This window comes from Paenibacillus sp. SSG-1 (assembly GCF_002224835.1).
In the GTDB taxonomy this organism is placed as follows: domain Bacteria; phylum Bacillota; class Bacilli; order Paenibacillales; family Paenibacillaceae; genus Paenibacillus_AQ; species Paenibacillus_AQ favisporus.
On the sequence record NZ_MBRK01000001.1, the window covers coordinates 6,045,776 to 6,064,183 of the forward strand.

Below are 18,408 nucleotides of genomic sequence, written 5' to 3' on the forward strand. Positions count from 1 at the left end.
GTTCCGTACATCCATGCCCCAATCGGAGGGGCCATTTTCGTCCTACCTGCATTTTACCGATTCCGTTCCGATCTCGTAAACATCAATGTGCCCACGATCGTGAAGACCAGGAAGAATCCGGCCATCACGAGCAGATCCGTCACCGGATGGTACAGCACGATCTGCGAGTAGACCGGCGTCCCGGAATAAAACACCGCCCGGGCCAAATCGATGCAGTACGTCATCGGCATAATATGGGCTAGAAAGCCGAGAATGCCGGTGGAATGCTGGATCGGAATCATCGCTCCCGACAGGAACATCTGCGGCATGACGAGCAGCATCGAACCGATATCCGCCGTCTTACTGTCTTGGACAAACCCGATGAAGAAAATACCCAACGATCCGCCGATCAGGCAGAACAGCGGCGTAATGAGAAACAGCCATACAATATGCATGCCGCCTAATGGAATTTGCATCAGAAGCGCGACGATCAGAATGCCGATCAGCCCCACGATGCTGGTGAAGCTGGAACCGATCATTTTACCGAGGATAATGGAATACCTGGAGATCGGGGACACATACAGCTCCTGCGTCAAATTCTGGTTCCTTTCCTCGATCAGGGAGCTCATCCCCGTGATAAGGCCCGTGAACACGCTGTTCACGATCATGCCGATCATCATGAACTGCAAATAATTGTAACCGAGATTGCCGGCCATGTTCTGCGACAGGCTTCCACCGAAGATGCCGATGAAAATGATCGGAAAGACGATGCTCACGATCATCAGCACCGGATTTTTGATTCCCTTCGTAATTTCCCGTGCGGCGATCGCCACGACCGCGTTGCTTTCCTTTTGCGCTTTGGTCATGAGCATTTAGACCGCCCCCTTTCTCGATTCGTCGTTCTGACTCTGCTGCACCAGGCTCAGATAGGCTTCCTCAAGCGTCTGCTGGTGCACTTCCATCCGGCTTAATGGCGTTTGCAGACGGGCTACGAGGGACTGCGGCGTTTTATCCTGAAAACGGACCCGGAAGCACTGCTCCTCTTCGGTAAAAGAAACCTGAAGCTCCTCCAGCTCCGCCCGCAGCGCCTTCCGGTCGCCTGCATCGATCAGCATACTTTTGTCACCCAGCAGCTTGTGCTTGATCTCTTCCGGCGTTCCGAGCACCGCCACTTTGCCGTGTGTGATCATGCATACCCGGTCGGCTTCCTCCGCTTCTTCCAAATAGTGTGTCGTCAGGAAAATCGTAATGTTTTCCTCCTTGCGGATCTTCTGCAGATAGGCCCACAGCGATTGGCGGGCAGAGGCGTCCAGCCCCTGCGTCGGCTCATCCAAAAATAAAATTTGCGGCTTGTGCATCAAGCTGCGCATGATTTCCAACTTGCGCTTCATCCCGCCGGAGAAGCCTTTGACCTTCTTGAACAAATTGTCGTGAATGCCGACGATGGCGGCCAGCTCCTCGATCCGCTGCTTGTATTCCTTCGGCATCATGCTGTAGAACGGCCGGTAGGCATAAACGCCATAGATGCTGACATGGAGGCGGATGTTCTCTTCCGCCGTCAAATCGAGGTCCAGGCTCGGGTTTTGAAAAATAATGCCGACATTCCGGCGCACCTTCGCCGCTTCCTTCTCCACGTCATAGCCGGCGATCATAACCGTGCCTTCGGTTTTGGACAGCGTAGTGGTCAGGATCGAAATCGTAGTCGTTTTCCCCGCTCCGTTCGGGCCCAGGAAGGCGAAAAATTCGCCCCTCCCCACCTCGAAACTGATCCCGTCCACGGCCGGACGTTTGCTGTTTTTATATTGTTTTCGCAATTGTTCTACGCGAATGATGGGTTCCATCTTCATACCTCCCTTGATTCTGGGTCACCGGCCAGGCCTGCAACAAGCAGTGCCGAGCTTGTGAACGGTACTAAGATTAAACCTGTAATGTGAACTCAATATGAACTGGAGGGGCTCCGCATGCGGATCATGCCCCGAAATATCCCCTTACCCCCCTCTTTTGATTAAGCCAGCTTTTATTCCCTTGTTTGGTTTGTGAGCTGGCTTCAACGGAGCAGGCGGAATCGTGCTGGAGAAACGAAGTGGTCCCCTTTATTCCCGGATTTCAACCTTCTACCCGTTCCATGGAAATCCGGGAATAACAGGGATCGGAAGCATGATCCGCATGCGAAGTGCTGCACAGTAGCGGGCAGGGCCGATAAAGTTTGGATTTAGTCAAACTTTATCTTGAATCGCTTCCAAATTATTGTATGATGGATATTATTTGCATCCGGTCAATTATGAAAGCCGGGCGAAAGCAAGCCACCATACATAAGGTTTCGTTTGGAATTGGGGGGTTTTACCATGCAACAATCCGCAAAGCCGTCGATGTCCTGGCTGCTGAAGTATTTGAAGCCGGTCCGGGGGCGGCTGCTCCTGCTGCTTATTCTGCTGCTCGCCTCGACCGGGGCGCAGCTGGTTAATCCGCAGATCGTGCAGCGCTTTATCGACACGGCCGCCGCGAACGGCATCGTCTCGAGCCTATTCGTGCTGGCAGGGATTTACCTGGTTTTTGCCGTGCTGAACCAGGTCCTGACCGTGGCGATCAGCTATCTCGGCAACGACGTGTCCTGGCGCGCCACCAACCAGCTGCGCGGCGACCTGCTGAAGCACTGCCTGCGGCTCGACATGCGGTTTCACAACTTGAAAACGCCGGGCGAAATGATTGAGCGGATCGACGGGGACGTCACCAACATGTCGAACTTTTTCGCCATGTTTATCATTAAAGTCATTGGCAGCTTCGTGCTTCTTGCCGGCATTCTCGGCTATATGTTTACGATCAATTGGCCGATTGCCTCGGTCATGACCCTGTTCACTTTGGCATCTATTGGGGCCATGGTGTTCATCCGCAATCTGGGCGTCACTTCCTCCAAAGATGAACGCGGTGCCAGCGCGGCCCTGTTCGGCCTGATCGAGGAACGGATCGCCGGCATTGAGGACGTTCAGGCGAACGGCAACGTGCCGTACGTCATGAACCGCTTCTACCGCTCTATGCGAAATGTGTTCCTCAAAGGTCGCAAAGCCTGGATGCTGCGCGTCATTCCCTGGAATACAACGGTCGTGCTGTTCGCCATCGCCGTGACGGCGGTGCTGATGCTCGGTGTTCATTATTTTCTGACCGACCAAATATCGCTCGGCACGCTATTCCTGATCTATCAATACACCCAAATGCTGAACGATCCGATCGAGCAGCTCGGGGATCAGGTTCAGGAATTCCAAAAGGCCAAATCCGGCATGCTGCGCTCCCAGGAGCTGCTGGCGAGCCGCACCGAGATCATGGAAGGGTCACAAACGGCGCTGCCTGACGGAGCGCTTGGTCTGGAATTCGACCATGTCCATTTCAGCTATAACCCGGATAAGCCGGTACTCCACGATATTACGTTCACCGTCCGGCCCGGCAAGCGTCTGGGCATCATCGGACGTACCGGAAGCGGTAAGTCGAGCCTCAGCCGGGTCCTGCTGCGCCTGTACAATATCAACAGCGGCACCGTCCGGGTAGGGGGCGTAGACATCCGCGACCTGAAGCTCGAAGCGCTGTACCGCCGGGTCGGCATGGTCACGCAGGACGTGCAGCTGTTTGACGGCACGCTCCGGGACAATTTGACGCTGTTTGACGGCAGCATATCGGACGACTATATTCTGGGCACGACCGAAAGGCTCGGACTCAAGCAATGGATCGACTCGCAGCCGGAAGGTCTGGATACGCACCTGAAGGCCGGCGGCGCCTCGCTGTCCGCCGGGGAAGCGCAGCTTTTCGCCCTGACACGGGTCTTTCTGACCCAGCCGAGCCTGGTGATTCTGGATGAGCCGTCGTCCCGGCTGGATGCCGCTACCGAAGCGATGCTGCAGTCTGCCGTGGATCAGCTCATGCAGAACTGTACGGGCATCGTGATCGCACACCGGCTCTCCACGCTGGAGCAGGTCGACCACATTATGGTGCTGGGCGACGGCCGGATTCTTGAATTCGGGGAACGGGAGGTATTGGCGAAAGAACCAACCTCACACTACGCCCAGCTGCTGATTACCGGACGAGAGGAGGACTTGGCATGACCGTAACCCGGTTTATCCAGCGCCTATTTACGTATAACATCTCGCTGTTTATTGTGAACGGCCTCTTGTGGGGGCTGTTCCATTCCATGCCGCTGCTGCTGGGCCTTGGCATGCAGTGGTTCTTCGACAGGGCGACCGGCCAGTCACATAACTATTTGTGGCTCGTCGCCCCGCTCATTTTTATCGCTATCGTCCGCATATCCCGGACCGGCGTCTTCTTCTGGGCCTTTTTTAAATGGGTCACCTATATTTACGACATCCAGGCGATTCTCCGCACGAATATGCTGAAAGGCATCATGCGCTGGCCCGGACGCAACCTCCCCGCTTCACCGGGCGAAGCCGTGAGCCGGTTCCGCGAAGACGTGGATGAAGTGGTCGAATACGTGGAGTCCTGGGTCGACTTCTGGGGACGGTTTGCGTTTGCGATCATCTCCCTGGTCATCATGGCCCGCATCAACTGGCAGATCACTCTGGTCGCGATTCTGCCGCTGGTTGCGGTGACGCTGCTGAACAATCTGTCCGGCAACCGGGCGAGACGCTACGGCCAGCAGAACCGCGAAGCCACCGGGCGCATCACCAGCTTCATTGCCGAGTCTTTCGGCGCGGTGCAGGCGCTGAAGCTGGGTCAGGCCGAGGAGCATGTCCACCGCCGCTTTGTGGAACTGAATGAATCGCGGCGGCAGGCGGCGCTGAAGGATAACCTGTTCAAGCAGTGGATGCGCTCGCTCAATCAGCATGTGCTCAGCATTTGTACCGGCATTATCCTGCTCATGTGCGCCTCGGCGATGAAGGCCGGACAGTTTACCGTCGGCGATTTCGCCCTGTTTACCTCATACATGACCAATATTGCGTTCAGTATTTCCCTGTTCGGATATATGGTTTTTCAACATAAAAGACTTAAGGTGTCCCTCGACCGTATGAGTGTTCTCTTCCGGCCAGGGGAGCAGGAGCGGATCATGGATTTCAGCGAAACGTACCTTTACGGCGAGCCGCCAGAGCTGCCGTTGGTCGAGCGCAGCTCCGACGACCGGCTGCAAACGCTGGAAATCCGGAACCTTTCCTACACCTATCCGGGCTCGGAGAACGGAATTACTGATGTGAACTTTGCGGTGACAAGAGGCCAGTTCGTCGTAATCACCGGACGGATCGGTTCCGGCAAATCGACCCTCGTCCGCACACTGCTCGGCCTGCTGCCCAAATCGGGCGGTGATGTGCGCTGGAACGGCCGCGACATCGATCCGGCGGCGTTCTTGGTTCCGCCGCGGTCCGCTTATACGCCGCAGGTTCCGCGGCTCTTCAGCGACACGCTGCAGGAGAACATCGTCCAGGGCAGCCCGCCCGAGGCGGACGCGCTCGCCCGGGCAATCCGGCTGGCCGTCATGGAGAAAGATATCGAGGACCTGGAGAAAGGTCTCGATACCTTCGTCGGCCCGAGAGGCGTCATGCTGTCCGGCGGCCAGATCCAGCGCGCCGCCACAGCACGCATGATGATGACCGAGTCGGACCTGTTTATCTTCGATGATCTGTCGAGCGCGCTCGACGTCGAAACGGAGAAGAAGTTGTGGGAGGGTCTCTTTGAGGAGCGCGACGTCACCTGCATCGCTGTGTCCCACCGCCGGGCAGCGCTGGCGCAGGCCGATCATATCATCGTGATGAAGGACGGCCGCATCGAAGCGGAAGGCAGCCTTGCCGAACTGCTGGAGTCCAGCACGGAAATGCAGCTGCTGTGGCAGGGCGAACCGACGGATTCATCGGAGTCGGGTGAGCAAACTGACAGCAAAAACGAGACGGTGAAGGTCTGAACCACTTCATCACTTGGGGATAGCCAAACAGCCCCGGCCCAATTGCGGCCGGGGCTGTTCATGTTATTTTCCCATAGACAGGCTTCCCCAAGAAGACTATTCCGATTTGTGGTGGATTGAATAATTTTCCATTTCAGATTTCGAACTACATTAGTTACCGGTAGGCAGCAGGACCAGCTTGCCGCGGGCGCGCCCACTCAGGCTGATGTCGAGTGCTGTGCGCCATTCGTCGAGCGCGAAAGTCCGAGCAACAGGGACAGTGAACTTGCCGTCCGCTGTGTACTGGGCGAACTCGCCGAGAACATCGTAGTTCTGAGCCTCATCCATGGAGAGCTCTGTGAAGGTGGTGCGGACACCGAGCTCGGCGGCTGCGGTGAAGTCGCTAATGGTTAAGACACGACGAGGATCACCTTCGACGATTTGGATAAGAGCAGGCAGTGCTCCACTCGGCGGTGCTGTATCCAGAACCATATCCACCGGCTGTCCGGCCAACTCGGCTACGCGCTCAACCATTCCGTCGCCGTACGAGGTCACCTCCGCTCCCATCGCGCGGAGCTGATCGGCGTAGCTATCGCCGGCGGTAGCGATCACTCGGGCACCTCGCATCAGGGCGATTTGGACGGCGGCAATGCCTAGCATGGTTCCGGCTCCGTGCACAAGGAGGGTATGATCCGACTTCACCCCCAGCACTTCAATGTGTCGATAGGATGTTGCGACTGCGAGCGGCAGTGCCGCAGCCCGCACGAAGTCGAGTCCTTCCGGGATACGTGCCCAATGGTCCAGAATTGCTTGTTCAGCCGCTCCGCCGCTCAAGGCACCGGCGTAGTCGGCGATGCCTAGGACGGCGTCGCCGATCGCGACATCATTGACACCCTCACCGACCGCATCCACAATCCCAGACACATCCAGACCAATGCCGCGAGGCAGATCACCGGGAAACAGACCTTTGCATATTCCCCAGTCGGCTGGATTTAGCCCGCAAGCGTGCACTTTCACACGGATACACCCGAGACCGGGGCTAGGGATCGCAGCCTGTTCCAAGCGCAGTACTTCTGCCGGTTCACCGTATTGATGTAAACGGACCGCGCGCATTGTTGCAGGGGTTGATGTTGAATTGTTCACATCACTACTCGACGAATCAAAACTCCTCATTTCGATTTCCCTCCATTTTGTCTTGGTAGTCTGTGTTACAATGGAATCATAAACTATGAAGTTAACTTGAAGGCAAATCATTTAGAGGGGATTTACATTGAAAATCCATGAGTTAGCAATAAAAACAGGCTTGACAGCCCCTACCATTCGATTTTATGAGAAGGTAGGTTTGTTAGACAGTCGTTATGTTCTTAGGGGGAAAAATAACTATCGTGACTATTCAGAGGAGACAGTCGAACATTTGAAGATCATTAAGAGGCTGCAGAGCGTTGGCTTTTCTCTAGACGAAATGACAGAACTCTTTCAAGAATATACTGTGGATAAGCTTACGATATCAAAAGGAATGGAACTCATTGACCTCTTTCGTGAAAAGATACGTGAGATCGAGCAGAAACAGATCGAATTTGAGCAGATTCACAGAACTCTTAATGACATGTTGGAAGCCAAAATTTCATTGATGAAACAACTTAAGAACGGAAACCATGTTTGACGACAAAATCTAGAAAAGTCCATTTTGTCGTACCGGTGTGCCTCGAATGGGCGGCACAGGGAGTTGGTTGCGATTATTTTACCACTACAAAATTTGAATACACCAACAATCAATACGCCCACCAGTTGCCGGACATCACAAGGAGCGAGAACAGCTTGATGCTGTCTTCATAGTATCCTTCGCTTGAGCTTCCGGCCGTATATGTCCACACAGAGTTCAGCCAGGTTTGGTTCGACGAGGAAGTCATGGCGCTGACGCCGAACGGGGCGAAAAAGGCGCCGCTGTTATACGAACCGATGACGCTTCCGTTCAACTTGTATCCGTCCTTGACGGCGCCCGGGTTGCTGTTCACCTTGCCTTTGATCCAGCTGTTCATCTGGTTCAGCTGATTCAGCGCCCGGTTGTCGCCGGTCATCAGGTAATCGGTCGTAATCCGCCAAGGCGTACGGCAGGAATTATAGGCGTAGGAGCCGTCGGTCGTATCTTCCAGGAAGTCGGCCGGCGCCGGCTTGTACGCGCCTCCCGAGTAGACGACAAAGTCGGGCAGCAATCCCGTCGATGCACTGTAATTTGTATAAATCGAATTGATAATGGAGTAGGTTTTATCAATGACCTTGGTCCACCGGGTATCACCGGTCGCCTGCTGGAACGCCTTCAGATGGTTCAGCATGAAGTCTGAAGGACGGGTCGCCGTAGCGTAGGAGCCGTCGGTAGCCCAATCGCCAAGCCGGAGGGTCCATTGCGTCTGGTTCACGTCGTTTTGCATAATGGCATTGATGATATTTTTGGCTGCCTGCAAGTAGTTCACTGTGCCGCTGCTGCCCCACTGCTTGTCCGCCAACAGGAGCGAATAAGCGATGTCCATATCGCCGTCAGTGGCGGAATCGGCTCCTTCAACATTCTGAAAGCTGCTGTTCTGTTTCCATGCCATCAAGTACGGATTATTGTCGCTGGGATGCTCGGTGTAGTATTTATACAGTCCGTTAAAATAGGTCTGCGCGCTGCTGTCGTATCCGGCCATCAGCACGGTCAGCAGCATGCCGTAGCCATGCGCTTCTGACACCGTCGCGCCGCTTGAATCGTACTTCACATAATATTTGCCGGTCCCGGCCGGCTTCAGGTAGGCTGATTTCCAGCTGTCCCATTTGGATTTGACTGCATCGTCCATCGTGGTCTGGGTTACATGACTCGGCTTGATCGAGCCGCTGGTGTAAGTCGTATGCTGAGGGAAAGGCTTGTTCGGCGCCGCCAGCGCAAATCCGGCGGGAACCATCAGAAAAGCGAGACAACAAATCAGAACGGCTTTGCCGCTTAATGAAAATCTCTTATTTCTTTTCATCACCCATTACGCTCCTTTAATTTCATAGATTAGGAAACAGGTTATGCCTCGGTTCATCTCAGCTGTAACCGCCAGGGACGCCATCGGCGCGGGCAGCAGATCACAGGATTAACGCAGTCCCACCCCCTCCGAAAGTTAAAGCGCTTTAATATTAGTTTCTCTATTAGTCTACCTGATTTCCAATTATTTGTAAAATATATTTTTATATGTAATCCAACAGCTGCACGGCATTACGCCGCATATCCTCCGTCCGCTGCCTAAAAGCGCAGTAGGCGATATGGTCTAAGCCAATGTGGAGCAAACAGCAGCGGAGCCGCTCCTCCATCTGCGAAGGAAAGCCTCCCTGCCGCTCCCAAACATCATTCAGAACCTGCTGCAGATCGATCTCCTGCCACTGCGGATACCAAGGCCACCAGTATAAAAGCCAGGCCATGTCATACAAGGGATCGCCGTAAATGGCATTTCCCCAATCGATGATGCCGGTCAACCCGCCGCGGTCCACCAATACATTCCGGTTCAAAAGGTCGCAGTGAGCGATACCTCTATACTCGGGAAGATGGGGGGCGAGCCGCCGTAAAGCCGAGACACCGCTATCAAAAATTTTGGACTCCGCGGGGAATAAATCCAGCCGCTCCCGCCAGCCGGGAAGCCGGTCCCTCGGTCCGGCCACGGACAGCAGCTCCTCACTCCAGCTTGCGCGACGGCCCCCAAGACGCCACTCTCCACCATGGCTTATACTTCCTGTATCTACCTGTTGAAGTCCCAAGAGCGCATCAATCAGCCCCAGAAGGATCAGCCGCATTTCCCCAGCATCAAGCTCATCCAGATGTCCGCCACGGACCCGCCTCGATACGGCATAAAAACCTTCGGATGTCTCTCCGATCAAGGTAACCTCAGGAACGGGTACCATTGGCGGGGCGAGTGAACCCATGACCTGATCTTTTTGAAAATCTTCCACATGAGCGCCGAAACGGATCACCATTTCCTGGCCGTCCAGCGTGAATCCGTAAGCCGTTGACCAGTCTCCGGCACCCACCGGAGCAATATCCTTGGCCCGGCTGCCAAAACGGCTGTTTATAAACCGGACTGCACCAAGAAGATCAATAGTCATGAGGCTTCCTCCTTTAATTACCAGATTACAAGCAGTCTACCAGCCATGTTCCCCCGCTTCAAGTACTAAAAAGGTATGCATAGCCTCAGCGCATTAATAGCCCAGCACCCCGGTAATGCCCCTGCATAGTTCCCGGCTCCCCGCAATAACGCCGGAGGCACCCCATCCAAACGGCTTGCCGTCCATATCAGTTGCGATTCCGCCTGCCTCCTCAATCAGAAGAGCCCCGGCCATCCAGTCGTAAACTTCCTGCCCGTGCTCCCAATAAGCATCCATCCGCCCGCAGGCCACATAAGCCATCTGGAGCGCAACCGAACCGAGCATACGGATTGCAGTCGTCTCCGGGAGGAGCTTCCCGGTACTCCAGGCGGTCAGCCGCACGTTCTCGGGCTCCTTCTCCACCTTGTTCGGCGGGGTGGTGACCAGCAGGGCGTCGGCAAGTTTGGTTTTCTGCGCCACGGCCATCCGTTCCCCGTTCAGAAAGGCGCCCTTTCCCCGCATCGCATGAAAAAATTCACGCCGGTTCGCATCATACACTGCCGCAAAAACCGGCTGCCCCTCCTCGATCAGGCACAGCGAGGTCGACCAGAAGGCAAAACCCTGATGCAGATGCACCGCGCCATCCACCGGATCAAGCACCCAATAAGTCCCGCCAAACTCCGGCTCACGTTGCTGATCTGCATCCAATTCGGCCTCCGACCATGGAATATCCGGGTAACGGGATTCGAGTATGCTTCGGATGTTCTTCTCGGCCCACGAGTTCGCCTCCACAAACCGGGCGATTATCGCCTCCCGGTCCGCCGGAGCGGGCCCCTGGCCGTATTTGACCAGCAGCTGTCCGCCGGTCCCTTCAAGAACAGTGCGAATTTCTTCAACATTCAGATTCGTTTTCATCTTTCATCCATCTCCTTTTGATATGAGAATCGCTTCCATAATGGTATTCTTGAATACTACTAATGAGTCTCCAAAAAAAAGGGGGACGCCTCCTATTCCAGCATCCCGCGATATGGATCGATTATCCGCTCGTAGTGACGTCCGTATTTCTCTTCCAGCTCCCGGCCGAAGTCCTGCTCAATCCGGTCGGCGATGACATCGTGGAAGAACGCATTGTTCAGCAGCTCGATCACCGACGGGTGGTCTGTCTCCAGCGCGGACAGCTTCAGTGATTTGCCGAAGCTGCCGATCAGGGCTGCCCTGCCGTCGCACAGAACGGAAAATTTGCGCGAGATCACCTGCGCCCACTCCTCGCTCCGCTGATGCACGATGACGTTCGAAAGCCCGGTGCCCGCCTCGCCGATCGTGATCAGAATGACGTTAATCCCGCGCTGCTGGGCTTCCATCAGTGCTTCCTCCACCCAGTGGACATCCTCCGACCAGATGTCGACGACGACGCTTCTGTCCGCATTGGCAATCAGCCGGCGGATGGCGGTCTGCAGCGCTTGTTCCCCTTTCCATGTGTAAAAGGCAGGTGCCGCCTTCGGCGGCGCATCCAGCTCTTCCACAAGCGCCTTCGCCGTCTGCTCAAACTGCGACTTGAGCATGCGGATGAGCTGCCCGATCGGGACGGCATCGTACAGCACCGGATCCGCTTCGATGGAGCGGCAGAAGCCCTTGTCGGTCAGCACCCGCAGCGCCGCATAGACGTTCGTCCGTGATACCGATACCCTTTTCGCCACTTCATAACCGGACAAATGGGGCTCTTCGTGCAGCACGAGGTAGATGCGCGCTTCCAGATCCGAAAGACCGAGGCTTCGCAGTTGTTCGATCATTTTTAGCTCCTCCTTTCGCTAAAGTACTGTAGTGTTATTTTATAATACTACTTAGATATCTTGTCAAGCGTGTATCGATATATTACGGAGAATCCGTCTCGATGATAAGCTCAAAAAACCGCATCCCTCTCGGATACGGTTCGATTTCACAGCTCCAATTTAAGTTTTTTAGATCAAGCGGCGTCCTTCCGATTTCCGGTACTGCTCCGGCGTCATGCCGGTCATCTTGGCAAAGGCCCGGAAAAATTGGCTCGTGCTCGAGAACCCAAGGTTGAAACTGATAACGGTGACAGTGTCCGCGGACGTCTTCAGCTGTTCCATCGCTTCCCTCACCCGGAGCTGCAGCACATACTGATACGGAGGCACGCCCGTCAGGGACTTGAACGACCGGATAAAATGGTACCGGCTCTGCATCGCCATCGCTGCGAGGCTGCTGACGCTCAACTGTTCCGTGAAATGCGCATGCACATATTCGAGCACCTGTGCCAGATGCCGGTCGGCGGCAGCATGGGCCATCTTGGGGCTGGCCGGAACGGTCCCCTCCCAAATCAGCTCCCGCAGATCGCAGATCATCCGGGCTTCCAGCTCCTCCTCCACGAGCGGATCAGCCATGTCGAGAGCCATCATGTCCGCTGTCCATTGCCGAAACACCCTCGATACCCGGCTCACGTCAAACTGCTTTCTGTGCCGGGGCTCACTGTAAACCGAAGAATCACCCGGGTACAGGCTTTCGGGCCGGATCCGGATCACCACCACGCCCGTTCCGTCGCCGATGTAGAAGGAATGCCGGTCGCTAGGCTGCAGCACAATTCCTTCGCCGGGAGGGAGCGCCAGCTGTTTATACTCATGCGTAAAATGGCAGGTCCCTTGAAGCGGAATCGTGATTTGGAATTGATCGTCGTGTGCATGCGGTGTATTTTCGAACGGGCTGGAGAAGCGGTGAACCTCCAGCTGCGGCATTACGATCTGCATTCTCATGTACCCTCACCCCGCTTCAGTATAGCATATCGTGCTCTGTCCAAAAGGCAATTTTCGCTGCGACAGATGCGTGTTCGATCCGCTATGATGGGTAGAAAAAAAGAGGATGTGGAGAAATGTCACAATCTGAAATGACCGTGGATACGGCGAAAAATACGGCTTTGGCCGTTCTGCTCGGCGTCAGCTGCGCCCACCTGCTGAATGATGCGATGCAATCGGTCGTTCCCGCAGTGTTTCCGCTCTTTCAGCAGCAGATGCACTTGAGCTATACCGAGATCGGCTGGGTTGCCTTCACGCTCAATATTACGGCTTCCATTCTGCAGCCGGCCATCGGGTACTATACTGACCGCCGCCCGCTGCCGCTGCTCCTTCCGCTTGGCATGTTGTTCACCCTGCTCGGTATGGCAGGTTTAGCCCTGGCACCATCGTTTTGGTACCTGCTGCTATCAGCGGCCCTGATCGGGATCGGTTCCTCGGTGCTCCATCCCGAGTCCTCCCGGGTCGCCCACCTGGCCATGAACCGGCGGAAAGGACTGGCGCAGTCCGTATTCCAGGTCGGGGGCAACACCGGCCAGGCGTTTGCTCCGCTGATGGCCGCGTTCATCATCAGCCCGCAGGGACAGCTCGGTTTTCTATGGTTTATCGTGCTGGCCGGACTCGGCATCGCGCTGCAGCTCGGCGTCAGCCGCTGGTACAGCCGGCAGACCCGTCCCGCCCGGACCGCAAACCGTACCCATCACCAGGAGCCTAGCCGGTTCAGCAAGCGGTTTATTGTGTATGTGCTCGCGATCTTGATCCTCATGCTGTTTTCCAAGTTCGTATATCTCGCCAGCATGACCGGTTATTACGCCTTCTATTACATGGATCAATACCACCTTCCGCTGACCAGCGCGCAGCTGAGTATTTTTGCCCTGCAGTTCGCCGGCATGGCCGGTACGTTCCTGGGCGGTCCGCTGGCGGACCGGTTCGGGCGTCAAAAAATTATCTGGTTCTCCATCCTTGGCACGTCCCCGTTCTCCCTCCTGCTGCCCTATGCCGGGCCGATCGGGTCGGTGATCCTCTGCGCGGCCATTGGCCTGATTCTGATGTCGGGCTTCTCGGTCATTATCGTGTATGCACAGGAGATGCTGCCGGGACACGTGGGAACCGTTGCCGGGCTGTTCTTCGGACTGGCCTTCGGCATGGGCGGCTTGGGTTCGGTCATCATGGGCTGGCTGATGGACTCACACGGGGTAGCGCTGATGACACAGGTATGCGCTTTTCTCCCGCTGCTTGGCCTGTTCGCGCTGCTTCTGCCTAAAGACTCGGTGATCATGGGCGCAGCCGGTAAGGCCGGCAGCAGCTCAGCTTCGGCTTGAGGTGATATACGCACTTAGCGGAAGTTCTTGCGATATAAGGAAGCAAAGTCACTGATACTGACATGCTCTTTATTACTTAACAAAATCAGCAAAGGACGTACGGCCCCATTCCCAAAGAAACGGGATGGGGCTGTACGTCCTTTATACTGGCTATATACCTTGAACTAGAGAATACCGATGCAAGCAAGGAGTAAAATGTTTCAATTTCAACTTTTCAACTGATATAGCGTTGATATCAAGGATTCACGTTGATGGTAAAGGTCGACGTATTGTTTTTGATCGGCGTGGCCGTATTCACAATTTTCAGATTGTTGAAGGTCACCGATCCGACCGCCGGCCCCTGATTGGATTCAGGCATTTCGTTGGCCCAGATCCCAAAGCCCGACTTGGCGTCAAATGCGTCACCGCTCTTCTGTGCGCCGGAAATCGTAACGTTCGTGAAAATGGTGTCCTTGATTGGATTTTGCGGCTGTCCGTTAAAATAGTTGGTCTGGAACATAATGCCGTGATAAGTCGGGTCCACAATGTCCAAGTCGCTTACCCGAATGCCCTGGAACACTTTCGATGCCGAGAACAGCCACATCGCCGGGAAGGTCTGCTGGCCCCAGAAGTGCCCGCCGGCCCGGACGATCGATATATTCTCGAAATTGGTTGTCGGTGATGCGCCGAAGCCGTTCATTGGGTAGCCGAAGTCCAGCGAGCTGATCGTCACGCCCGAGTAGCACAGCGTATCGGCAATGTAAATGTTGCGGAAAGTGTTGCCGTATCCGCCGTAGACGGCGAGGCCAGCTGCACGCCAGGTCAAGAGCGAAGTCAGGTTTTCATAGACGTTGTCCTTTTCGTCCGCCCCGCCCGCGTCGATCGCCGAGAACAGCGCGAAGCTGTCGTCGCCGGTAGCCCGCGCTTCGACGTTGCGCACCAGATTGTTCGTGCTGCCGTTGGTCATGTTGATGCCGTCGGCAAACGTGTTGCGGATGCGCGAATTGGTAATCGTCATATAATCGGTGTTGGCTCCCCAATACATGCACACCTGATGCTCCGTCCAGATGTTGTCGATCGTCATGTTCGCCACGTTCGAGAAGTCGAACACCTTGCCCGGACCGTCGATACGTGAGGTATAGTTGCCGAAGTAGGCAAAGTTCGCGAACGTGGAGCCATTGGCCGTGGAGTTGGCCGTAAATCCGACATCTGTGTTGGATTGGTTCGCCGGAGCCACGAAGCGTGTATACCATGGGCCGGCGCCGACGATTTTAATCGGCTTGCCGTAGACCTGGAATTTGTTCGAGGTCTGATACGTTCCCGGCGGCAGGTATACTCCGACCAGATTGCCTGTCGTATCCATTCGCACTTTATCCAGCGCATTCTGCACGTCCTGATGCGTGAAGCCGGCCGGCACCGCGTATTTGGCCGGATCCGGATTCGGAATCGGCGCAACCTGCTCCAGGCTGACGAAATCGATCGCATAGTTCGTCGTATTGGCCGCATCCTTCTGGAGCCGGATTGTGCTGCCTTTCGGGATGGTGCTGTCGAACATGATATTGGCCTCGTCATAAATATGCCTTGGCGCACCGGCTCCCGGGCTGTTGCTCGGGTTCGCTTCGTCTCCGTAAAGCCAGGCGTAGCGCGACGTCAGATTGATCGTCTTGGTGAAAGTGCCGTTGACGTACACGTTCAGCGTCGCATCGATACCACCGCCCCCGGGTGCATCCGGAATGGAGAACCGGGTCACCAGCGTATTCGTATTGGCTTTGGTCGTGAACTCAACGTAGCTGCCCGTGCTGTTTAACGTCACGGCTTTACGTCCCGAAGCCTCGCCGGCGAGGTCGCCGATGTTCCGGTTCGGACCGACGATCGCCGCGCCACCTCCAATAACGCCGTCTTCGGCCTCATACATGTCGTACGGCATGTTCGCGCCGCGGCCGACAAAGAAGGACTGCGTTGTGACGTTGTTGCCCTGCTTCACCGGCAGTTCGTTGCCGTCAACGGCGATTTCCGTCTTGACGTTATACTTTCCGTTCGCCGCTGTCCAGCTGCCTAAGCTGACCGGTGCAGCTGAAGCCCCGCTGGCGATGACGCCGCTAACCGAGCCCGTCAAGGATTTGATCACCGCGCCGGTCGTCGCATCGGTTAACGTCAGCTTGATATTATGGGCGCCTCCCGCCGAAGCGGCCGTTCCTTGGTTTTTGACCGTCACCGTAAAGTTCACCGTGTTGCCGGCCGAAGGGTTGCCCGGCGTCCAGGTCACCGAAGAAGCTACCAGATCGGAGCTCGATACCGGTGCAATCACCAGCGGCGACGGGTTGGTGAAGGCGTTATTGTCTTCGTTTTGCTCAATGACCGACTTATCTTCATCCACCTTGGAGGTCAATTGGTAGCTTCCCGCGTCTTTGGCGCCAATGGACAGGGTTACGTTCGTGGAAGCTCCTCCCGCCAAAGCGCCCACCGGTGCGGAACCGACTTTGGTCGTGCCGAGGTAAAAGTTCACCGTCGTTGCTCCGGAAGAAACCGTCCCCACGTTTTTGACCGTGGACGTCAGCGTGACCGCATCGGTCTCTACCGGAGATGCCGGCGTCCAGGACATGCCCGTGATCGTCAGGTCCGGATTCGGAGCGGGCGTTCCGATGACCTGCAGCTCCGCCACTTGGCCGCCGGTCGAACCCGAGTTGGCGGTGAATTTCAGCTGGATATCGCTGGCGGTAGCCGTCACCGGAATCGTCACGGTGTTGCCGGACGCCGGGCTGAAGCTGTACTGCGCAGAGGAGACCAAATTCGTGAAGCTGGTCGAATTCTGGTCATGGCCCAACACCTGAAGCGTTTGGGTGCGTGGTCCCCAAGCGCTGTCCGGATTCAGCTTCAGCACGATGGACGAAATATTCGCATTCGCGCCCAGGCTGAGCGTCAGCGTATTCGGGTACGCATTGGCAGCTCCTTCCCAATAGGTGGTCAGGCTGCCGTCATTGGCATTGGCCGGCACGTAAATGTATTCGTTCGAGGAAGCGGTGATCGGCTTGTTCAGCGCCAGATTCGTGCCCGTGCCCCCGCCCATGCCGGTTCGGGTCACGGTGTTGCTGGCGGCGGATACGTTGCCCGCCGCATCCTTGGCTTTGACGTAATAGGAGACGGTAGCCGATGCCGGCTGGTTGTCGGTATACGTCTGAGCACTGCCGGCAACGCTCGCACGCAAGGCGTTATTCGCATAGATATCATATCCGCTTACGCCCACATTGTCCGTGGAAGCGGTCCACGTCAGCTTGATCTGTCCGGAAGCCGGCTCGGTAAAGGCCAGGTTTCCCGGGGCAGACGGGGCCTGCGTGTCGCCACCAGCGGCGGCGCCGTACACCTCAAACTCGGAAATCTGCCCAGCAGGCCAGCCCGTGTTCGCCGTAAAGGCCAGCCTGACATATCTGGCAGCAGCCGCGGTAAAGCTGACCGTCACCGTATTGTTGCCGGCCGGATCGAAGGTGTAGCTCTGCGAGGCGGCCAAATTCGTAAAGTTTGCCCCGTCCGCGCTGCCCTGGACCGACAACGTTTGGGTTCTCTTCTCCCAGCCGCTGACCGGAAGCTTCAGGACCACTTTGTTAACATTGTAGGACCCGCCAAGGTCAACCTGAAGCCACTGCGGAAAAGCGTTATTATTGCTCTCCCAGTATGTAGCCTGATTGGAGTCGCCCGCATTCGCCGGCGCGTAGGTCTGGGTAGAAGAGCTCGCACTCATGCTCTTGCCCGCCGCCAAATTGCCCGGCTCGGCGGCCGCAGCAACGCCCCCTGCCTCGGCTGCAGGCTCTGGGGACTTCAGCCCGCCGGCGGAGCTTCCAGCCGGCGTATCCGCAGCTCCATCGGCCGGATTGCCCGCGTCTGCGGAGCCTGCAGCCTCACCCGGAGAATCAGCCTGGCCTTTACCGCCGGCCGGATCCGAAGTGTCATTACCGCCCGGCTGTTGGTTCTCGGAGGCAGGTACAGCCCCCGCGGGTTCTGCATAGCTCCAAGACGGGGCATAAAAAAACTGCGAAATGAGAAACACAAAGATCAGCGCATACAGAGCCGCCGTTTTCCGTAAAGCCTGAAAATGGTGAGCCGTCATAATCATCCTCCTGAATGGGATACTTGGACCTGGACTACCTGCGACAGGAACTGCCCCGTCTTTAAAAATAAACCGCTTTCATTTTTCTGGGAACCCGGTAATTTCTGGAGCTCACCTCCTTAGCAGCGTGAACGAATATTGGCGTTTGTTCAGACGCCCTTCTCGGGATGGGATGGTATGGGCAGACAGGCTGGGACGAATTGTTGGAATGCGAAGGGGTTTTGATTTGCTTGCAGAGTCCACCGCTACAAATGGTTG

Annotated in this window: 13 protein-coding genes; 4 read left to right on the plus strand and 9 right to left on the minus strand. The window is 56.0% G+C overall.

The window, feature by feature from the left end; genetic code table 11:
• Positions 1-53: 53 nt before the first annotated feature.
• Together BCV73_RS27585 and BCV73_RS27590 are read right to left on the minus strand one after the other, a co-directional pair.
• Complete coding sequence (locus tag BCV73_RS27585) at positions 54-851, minus strand: ABC transporter permease (RefSeq protein WP_089549290.1); 798 nt, start codon at positions 849-851, stop codon at positions 54-56.
• Positions 852-1,820: an ABC transporter ATP-binding protein gene (locus BCV73_RS27590; protein ID WP_089549291.1), complete on the minus strand. Its 969-nt coding sequence runs from the start codon at positions 1,818-1,820 to the stop codon at positions 852-854. It abuts the gene before it with no gap.
• A gap of 504 nt (positions 1,821-2,324) precedes the next feature.
• Between BCV73_RS27590 and BCV73_RS27595 the strand changes: the two genes are divergently transcribed.
• Together BCV73_RS27595 and BCV73_RS27600 are read left to right on the plus strand one after the other, a co-directional pair.
• Positions 2,325-4,070: an ABC transporter ATP-binding protein gene (locus BCV73_RS27595; protein WP_089549292.1), complete on the plus strand. Its 1,746-nt coding sequence runs from the start codon at positions 2,325-2,327 to the stop codon at positions 4,068-4,070.
• Entirely contained in the window at positions 4,067-5,872 is a 1,806-nt protein-coding gene (locus BCV73_RS27600) for an ABC transporter ATP-binding protein (protein ID WP_089549293.1), read from the plus strand. The genes BCV73_RS27595 and BCV73_RS27600 overlap by 4 nt, the downstream gene beginning before the upstream one ends.
• A gap of 150 nt (positions 5,873-6,022) precedes the next feature.
• Here the strand turns inward: BCV73_RS27600 and BCV73_RS27605 are convergent, their stop codons facing one another.
• Positions 6,023-7,024: an NADP-dependent oxidoreductase gene (locus tag BCV73_RS27605; protein WP_218828200.1), complete on the minus strand. Its 1,002-nt coding sequence runs from the start codon at positions 7,022-7,024 to the stop codon at positions 6,023-6,025.
• Positions 7,025-7,121: 97 nt separating this feature from the next.
• On the opposite strand from BCV73_RS27605, the gene BCV73_RS27610 reads away from it, so the two are divergent.
• The gene (locus BCV73_RS27610; RefSeq protein ID WP_089549294.1) at positions 7,122-7,514 is read left to right on the plus strand and encodes a MerR family transcriptional regulator; all 393 of its coding nucleotides are present in this window, start codon (positions 7,122-7,124) and stop codon (positions 7,512-7,514) included.
• Between the two features lie 109 nt (positions 7,515-7,623).
• Here BCV73_RS27610 and BCV73_RS27615 read toward each other — a convergent pair whose 3' ends face one another.
• The 5 genes from BCV73_RS27615 to BCV73_RS27635 all read right to left on the minus strand — a co-directional run bounded on the left by BCV73_RS27615 (position 7,624) and on the right by BCV73_RS27635 (position 12,705).
• On the minus strand, positions 7,624-8,853 hold the full coding sequence (locus BCV73_RS27615) for a family 8 glycosyl hydrolase (RefSeq protein WP_076173043.1): 1,230 nt from the start codon (positions 8,851-8,853) through the stop codon (positions 7,624-7,626).
• Between the two features lie 202 nt (positions 8,854-9,055).
• A complete protein-coding gene (locus tag BCV73_RS27620) occupies positions 9,056-9,964 on the minus strand; it encodes a phosphotransferase family protein (RefSeq protein WP_089549295.1) in 909 nt (302 codons plus the stop codon).
• A gap of 93 nt (positions 9,965-10,057) precedes the next feature.
• Positions 10,058-10,858 (minus strand): inositol monophosphatase family protein, encoded by an 801-nt coding sequence (locus tag BCV73_RS27625; RefSeq protein WP_089549296.1) that lies wholly within the window; start codon positions 10,856-10,858, stop codon positions 10,058-10,060.
• A gap of 92 nt (positions 10,859-10,950) precedes the next feature.
• Positions 10,951-11,733 (minus strand): TrmB family transcriptional regulator, encoded by a 783-nt coding sequence (locus tag BCV73_RS27630; protein ID WP_089549297.1) that lies wholly within the window; start codon positions 11,731-11,733, stop codon positions 10,951-10,953.
• A 168-nt stretch (positions 11,734-11,901) separates the two neighbouring features.
• Entirely contained in the window at positions 11,902-12,705 is an 804-nt protein-coding gene (locus BCV73_RS27635; RefSeq protein ID WP_218828201.1) for an AraC family transcriptional regulator, read from the minus strand.
• Positions 12,706-12,827: 122 nt separating this feature from the next.
• Here BCV73_RS27635 and BCV73_RS27640 point away from each other — a divergent pair, with 122 nt between their 5' ends.
• A complete protein-coding gene (locus BCV73_RS27640) occupies positions 12,828-14,069 on the plus strand; it encodes an MFS transporter (protein WP_089549299.1) in 1,242 nt (413 codons plus the stop codon).
• Between the two features lie 235 nt (positions 14,070-14,304).
• On the opposite strand, the gene BCV73_RS27645 is transcribed toward BCV73_RS27640, so the two are convergent.
• Positions 14,305-18,150, minus strand: coding sequence for a discoidin domain-containing protein (locus BCV73_RS27645; protein WP_256993023.1), 3,846 nt, complete (start codon positions 18,148-18,150; stop codon positions 14,305-14,307).
• Positions 18,151-18,408: the final 258 nt, after the last annotated feature.

What these genes read in the sequence shown, in the direction of transcription:
- BCV73_RS27585 (WP_089549290.1), bottom strand. Translation starts at nt 851, where the DNA reads ATGCTCATGACCAAAGCGCAAAAGGAAAGCAACGCGGTCGTGGCGATC.
- BCV73_RS27640 (WP_089549299.1), top strand. Translation starts at nt 12,828, where the DNA reads ATGTCACAATCTGAAATGACCGTGGATACGGCGAAAAATACGGCTTTG.
- BCV73_RS27645 (WP_256993023.1), bottom strand. Translation starts at nt 18,150, where the DNA reads ATGACGGCTCACCATTTTCAGGCTTTACGGAAAACGGCGGCTCTGTAT.
- BCV73_RS27605 (WP_218828200.1), bottom strand. Translation starts at nt 7,024, where the DNA reads ATGAGGAGTTTTGATTCGTCGAGTAGTGATGTGAACAATTCAACATCA.
- BCV73_RS27590 (WP_089549291.1), bottom strand. Translation starts at nt 1,820, where the DNA reads ATGGAACCCATCATTCGCGTAGAACAATTGCGAAAACAATATAAAAAC.
- BCV73_RS27620 (WP_089549295.1), bottom strand. Translation starts at nt 9,964, where the DNA reads ATGACTATTGATCTTCTTGGTGCAGTCCGGTTTATAAACAGCCGTTTT.
- BCV73_RS27595 (WP_089549292.1), top strand. Translation starts at nt 2,325, where the DNA reads ATGCAACAATCCGCAAAGCCGTCGATGTCCTGGCTGCTGAAGTATTTG.
- BCV73_RS27630 (WP_089549297.1), bottom strand. Translation starts at nt 11,733, where the DNA reads ATGATCGAACAACTGCGAAGCCTCGGTCTTTCGGATCTGGAAGCGCGC.
- BCV73_RS27600 (WP_089549293.1), top strand. Translation starts at nt 4,067, where the DNA reads ATGACCGTAACCCGGTTTATCCAGCGCCTATTTACGTATAACATCTCG.
- BCV73_RS27615 (WP_076173043.1), bottom strand. Translation starts at nt 8,853, where the DNA reads ATGAAAAGAAATAAGAGATTTTCATTAAGCGGCAAAGCCGTTCTGATT.
- BCV73_RS27635 (WP_218828201.1), bottom strand. Translation starts at nt 12,705, where the DNA reads ATGCAGATCGTAATGCCGCAGCTGGAGGTTCACCGCTTCTCCAGCCCG.
- BCV73_RS27625 (WP_089549296.1), bottom strand. Translation starts at nt 10,858, where the DNA reads ATGAAAACGAATCTGAATGTTGAAGAAATTCGCACTGTTCTTGAAGGG.